At 61.4% G+C, this 5,268-nt stretch carries 4 protein-coding genes and 1 pseudogene; 4 read left to right on the top strand and 1 reads right to left on the bottom strand.

All coding sequences use genetic code 11. From position 1 onward, the window contains the following. Both WCE35_RS07720 and asnB read left to right on the top strand, forming a co-directional pair. The coding region (locus tag WCE35_RS07720; protein WP_424592757.1) for a polysaccharide biosynthesis C-terminal domain-containing protein at positions 1 to 858 on the top strand (858 nt) is incomplete at its 5' end. 1 nt (position 859) lies between these two features. Next, positions 860 to 2,710, top strand: a complete 1,851-nt coding sequence (gene asnB, locus WCE35_RS07715; RefSeq protein WP_424592756.1) for an asparagine synthase (glutamine-hydrolyzing) — start codon at positions 860 to 862, stop codon at positions 2,708 to 2,710. A gap of 37 nt (positions 2,711 to 2,747) precedes the next feature. On the opposite strand, the gene WCE35_RS07710 is transcribed toward asnB, so the two are convergent. After that, positions 2,748 to 3,626: a class I SAM-dependent methyltransferase gene (locus tag WCE35_RS07710; protein WP_424592755.1), complete on the bottom strand. Its 879-nt coding sequence runs from the start codon at positions 3,624 to 3,626 to the stop codon at positions 2,748 to 2,750. 83 nt (positions 3,627 to 3,709) lie between these two features. On the opposite strand from WCE35_RS07710, the gene WCE35_RS07705 reads away from it, so the two are divergent. Together WCE35_RS07705 and WCE35_RS07700 are read left to right on the top strand one after the other, a co-directional pair. After that, on the top strand, positions 3,710 to 4,798 hold the full coding sequence (locus WCE35_RS07705) for a glycosyltransferase family protein (RefSeq protein ID WP_424592754.1): 1,089 nt from the start codon (positions 3,710 to 3,712) through the stop codon (positions 4,796 to 4,798). An 81-nt stretch (positions 4,799 to 4,879) separates the two neighbouring features. Further along, a pseudogene (locus WCE35_RS07700) lies at positions 4,880 to 5,268 on the top strand (hypothetical protein); the annotation flags it as partial.

The raw sequence follows: 5,268 nt of genomic DNA, 5'->3' as shown, positions 1-5,268 counted from the left end.
GGAGGTTGGCAGCTCGCCGCGCAGGCTGGCGGCCTGATCGCCGGCCAGGCCGACCGATATCTTCTCGGCGCGTTTCTTGCGCCGCAGTTTGTCGGATATTACACCATCGCCCAGCGGCTCGAGGAAGCCATTTACACCGGCATCCTGAAGGTTGGCGAAATCCTGTTTCCGTTTTTCAGTACGCTGCAGAAAGAGGCCAGCGATCGCAAGGCCGATCTGCTGTTCCGCGCTTCCTGGATTCTCAACGTGCTCGCCGCGAGCGCGCTCGGAGCCCTGATCCCGGTCGCGGGCCGGCTGCTTCATCTCTGGACCGGCGCCGAAGTGGCCGCTGAAGCCCAGTCGGTGCTGGTCGTGCTTTCGATTGCCGGCATGCTCGGATGCAGCCTGAATGTTTTTGCCTTCTATCTCCTGGCCCACGGCCAGTCCCGCTCGATTGCCTTGATCTCGGTGGTGACGGCCGTGTTCACGCTTGGCACCAGCGCCGTCGCGTTGCCCTATCTGGGATGGCAGGGCGCGGGCTGGAGCGCCTGTATCGGCACGATCGCCCAAATGGTCACAGCCGTGTTCCTGCTGCGTCGAAGCTTCAGCCTCGATGGCATGTGGTCGCAAGTGGCCCACTTCGTCGTGCTGCCGCTGGGAGCGGGCATTGCAACGGCGCTGGTGCTGCGCGTGTCGGTCGGTGACACGATGTTCGACCGGGAACCGTCCTGGTGGTACGTGGGAGGACTCTACGGCCTCGCGGCCGGTATCATTTTTGTCGTCGTGGTCGCAGCCTCCGGGATCGGCCCGCACGGGACCGCCTGCTGGCGCGATTTGCGCGTCATTGCGAAGCGGTTGCTGCCATTGAAGGCGCGATGACATGTGCGGTATTGCTGGCATCGTTAGCATCCGGGGCAAGCCGGTTGAGCCTGGGGAGATCTCGCGCCTCACGAGCCTGTTGGCGCATCGCGGCCCGTTCGGTGAGGGGAGCTGGTTCAGCGCGGACCGCGATCTGGCGTTCGGCCACCGGCGGCTGGCGATCATCGATCCCGGAGCCGGCGGTTACCAGCCGATGCAGTCCGCCGATGGCCGCCATATCATCGTGTTCAATGGTGAAATCTATAACTTCCTCGAGCTTCGCAGCGAACTCGAGGCGGCGGGCGCGGTGTTCCGCAGCCAGTCCGATACCGAGGTCATTCTGGCGGCGTGGCAAGCCTGGCGGGAAGGGATGTTGACGCGCTTCAACGGTATGTGGGCCCTGGCCATCTTCGACACCCACAGCAAGGAATTGTTCCTGGCGCGCGACCGCTTCGGTATCAAGCCGCTGTTGTATGCGATGTCGCCCGAGCGCTTTGTTTTCGCGTCCGAGCAGCGCGCCCTCATGCGCAGCGGTCTGATCGCCGCCACGCTGGATGCGGATGTGGCGCGGCGGCTGTTGCTCGATGCCTTCGGCGTTGAGGGAAGCGAACGTACCCTCTGTCGGGAGGTGCGCCGACTGCAGGCGGGTCATTGCATGTGGCTGCGACAGGGCCGACTGGAGATCAAGCGCTGGTGGCGAACGGTCGATCATCTACCGGCGCTGCCGACCAGCGATGCCGAGCGCGTCGAGCGTTTCGGCGAACTGTTTCGGAGCGCCGTTGCCTTGCGAATGCGCAGCGACGTTCCGATCGGCACCTGTTTGTCAGGCGGGTTTGATTCATCGGCTGTCATCTGCGCCATGGCGGCGCACGAAAGGGCCGGGATGGGACCGCGCGACAGCATCTCCTGGCGCCACGCCTTTGTCGCGACATTTCCGGGCGCGATCAACGATGAGCGGCCGATGGCCGAGGAGGCGGCAGCCTGGGCTGATGTCGCTCCGACTTACCTTGAGATCGGCCGCGACGATGCGCTGACCGAACTCGACCGAATCCTGGATGACAACGATGACGTCTATATCGCGCTTCCAACGGCTGTCTGGTTGATCTATCGGGAACTCAGCCGCCAGAACGTGACGGTGTCTCTGGACGGTCACGGGGCGGACGAGCTGATGGGAGCCTATTTCCAGGAAGGGCAATCGGCGACGTTCCGGATGCGAAATATGCTCGCGGGAGTTTCGTCCAGTTCGGCGCTGGCCAGACGCGGCGTCGACTTGCTGCGGGCGCTGATGATCAGGCGCCAGGGTCACTATTTCCTGCGCGGCGGCCTGCGCGATGTTCCGGCGCAGTTTGCGCTGGTCGGCGACGATGACCCGCTGCCGCGCGATTGGGGGCCATTGAACCGGCGCCTCTATCGCATGTTTCACGGCACCGTGCTGCCGACGATTTTGCGGAACTTCGACCGGCTTTCGATGGCGCACGGCATCGAAGTCCGAATGCCGTTCATGGACTGGCGGCTGGTGACCTATACGATGGCGTTGCCCGAGACAATCAAATCATCCGACGGCTACACCAAGGTGATCGCGCGGCGGGCGATGGAAGGCCGGATGCCCGAGTCGATCCGCATGGGACGTCGGAAAGTGGGCTTCAATTCGCCGATGCCGGAATGGCTGAATGGAGCGCTCTCGGACTGGACCATCGCGTTACTGGATCGAAACGTTCCGGCATTCACGGAAATCGTCGAGGAGAACCGGCTGCGCGAGGCGGTCCTTCGACTTAACCGGACCAAAGCCTGGGATTGGGAATCGGTCGGCCGCATCTGGCCATATCTCAACATGAAGTGGATGCTGGGGCAGTCGACCTGGCAAAGCCCGTGAAATGCCGGACCAAGCTCGCCGTAGTCTGGCAGGCACTTTATCTGGCCAAGACCATCAGCGACCAGCCTCCCAGCAGGCGCGCGGCAAGATCGGGCGATAGGCGTGAGAGCAGCCACCGCGGAACATTCATCAGGTTCGCTCGCAATCCCCGGTTGGGCAGCTCCATCGCCATCGCGGTCAGATGATGGTCGATGATCTCGTATCCTGCGTATCTGACCGTCTCGATCGCTGTCTGTTTGGTGAAGTAGTGAAGATGTCCCACGCTCTTTCTGGCATCAAGCAGCGCCTGGCTCCTGAAGACGGACTGGACCGAGAGATCAAGCGGAATGTGAAACACCTTGTACTTGGCGAACTTCTTCAGGGAACGAACAAAGCCGATGTAATCGTCGACGTGCTCGAAGACGTCGATGCACAGCAGCGCGTCGAAATGGACGTTGTCGTGGAAGATGCTCTTGTTGACGAATTGGACGCCGGGGCGTTCCCGTTCCGATGCCAGCTTGAACGCCTGGCTCGACATCTCGTAACCGACAAACGTGCTGCCAGGCAGCTTTGTCTTCAGCTGAACAAGAATCTCTCCGGCGCCACAGCCCACCTCGACGATCCGCGCGGGCTTGATCGAATTGCGATCGAGAATCTCGAATATCCTGGCGGCCTTCCATGGCGAATCCTCGACATGCCACGAGGGATTGTTCGCGAGGTATTCGGCGTTGTCATAGATGGACGCATCATTCAAGTCATGCTTCGCTACTCCATCATCGGTCATTTCCCGCTCCTCGATCGACGCTTCCGGCGGATGTAATTCGACTGTCTGGCAGGAGCTGCGCCCGGATGTCAATCGCGGCATATTGTTGCGTGGCGCGGCATTTGGTGCAAATGGTTCGTCGCCACTCGAGAACGAGTTCGGGACGATTGGCAAACCGGCCGGGGCCGCAGGAGTTTTTGACCGGGCCGTATCGAGCGGCTGCTATTCGAGTTGCAAGGCAATCCTGGTCCCAGAAAATGCGCCTGTTCCAGAACAGCGGTATCTATCCCTCCTACCTGCGTCATCTAAATCACCTGGCGGCGCGCGCGACGACATTCGCCGAGCGGCGCCGTATCTTCCTGAGCGACCGGTTCGGCGCGCTGCATTTTCTGCAACCTGTGCTCGCCGGCGAGCCGAATGCTTTCTTCACCAATGGGGACGATGAGGTTCTTCAGTACTATTGGGCGCGCGAGAACGGGATGGCGGCGAGGAGTTCGCTCGAGGAGATTCTTCTGGCGCAGATTGAGCATCATCGAACGGAAGTGTTCTACAATCTTGATCCGGTTCGTTATCCCAGCCGTTTCGTCGGCAAATTGCCCGGGTGCGTTAGAAAGACAATTTGCTGGCGCGCCGCGCCGTCAGGGCGTGCCGATCTCTCGAAATATCATCTGCTGGTGTGCAACTTTCCGTCGATACGGGAAGACTGGAGGGGCAAGGGATGCCAGGTCGGGGAGTTCTTCCCCGCGATTGATCCCGCGATGGACCAGTATGCTTTCGACGAGAGGCCGATCGACATTCTCTTTGTGGGCGGATACTCGCGCCATCATTCCGCGCGCGCGAAGATCCTCGAGCAGATCGCGGGTCTCGCCGGGTCGCGGCACGTCGTCTATTGCCTCGATGCGTCGCGCCTGACGCGCCTTGCGGAAAGCCCGTTCGGCCGCCTTCCGCCGTTGCGAAAACACCGCCTTCCCGCCGCCATCGCCCGCATCGCTCGCCCGCCGGTGTTCGGACGACAGCTTTACGATCTGATCGGACGATCGAAGATCGTCCTCAATGGCGCCATCGACATGGCGGGCAGGGATCGCGGCAATATGCGCTGCTTTGAGGCGATGGGCTGCGGTGCGCTGCTGGTGTCCGACGCCGGCAATTATCCGCAGGGCATGGAGCCTGGAGTGACCATCGAGGTCTATGAATCCGCCGACGATGCCGTAAGGCTTGTCGAAGCGCGCCTCGATAACGCCGCGGGCCGGGCGGCGATGGCGGCCGAGGGACGGCGCCAAATTTCGCAATTGTATGCCAAGCCGCTGCAATGGAAGCGGTTTGTCGATCTCGTCGCGCAGATTTAGCTGTGTTAGAAGCCGTCGCAGAAAAGTTGGCGACAGGCCCTGCATCGCAGCTGCCGGATGATTGATGGATAGGTCCAGGTAATGCGCACAGATGAGCTGACTTATCGACTCAAATGGTTGCTCGACAGTGCGGCCGCGCCGGTATTTAGAATGCGTCGTCAACCGTTCAGCCCGGGATATCAGGCCGCAAGGGTGCAGCTCATCACTTCCGCCATCGATCAAGGCATTCTTGGCGGCGATCAGGATTTGCCGGCGGGCTACGGGATCGCGATGGACGAACGTGTCGTGGAGTATCCATGGGTGTTCGCGAGATTGGGCAATGTCGGGAAAATGCTGGATGCCGGGTCGTCTCTCAATCATGATTTCCTGCTGCAACGGCCGCCGCTCAGGGGTGCCGACCTCACCATCATGACGCTCGCGCCCGAGAAGCGCTGCTATTGGCACGATGGTTATTCGTATGTATTCGGCGA

Origin of the sequence: Bradyrhizobium sp. (genome assembly GCF_049691595.1) — a bacterium.
Lineage (GTDB): Bacteria > Pseudomonadota > Alphaproteobacteria > Rhizobiales > Xanthobacteraceae > Bradyrhizobium.
The sequence above is the reverse complement of the archived record's forward strand: the minus strand, read 5'-3'. Positions and strand labels throughout refer to the sequence as shown.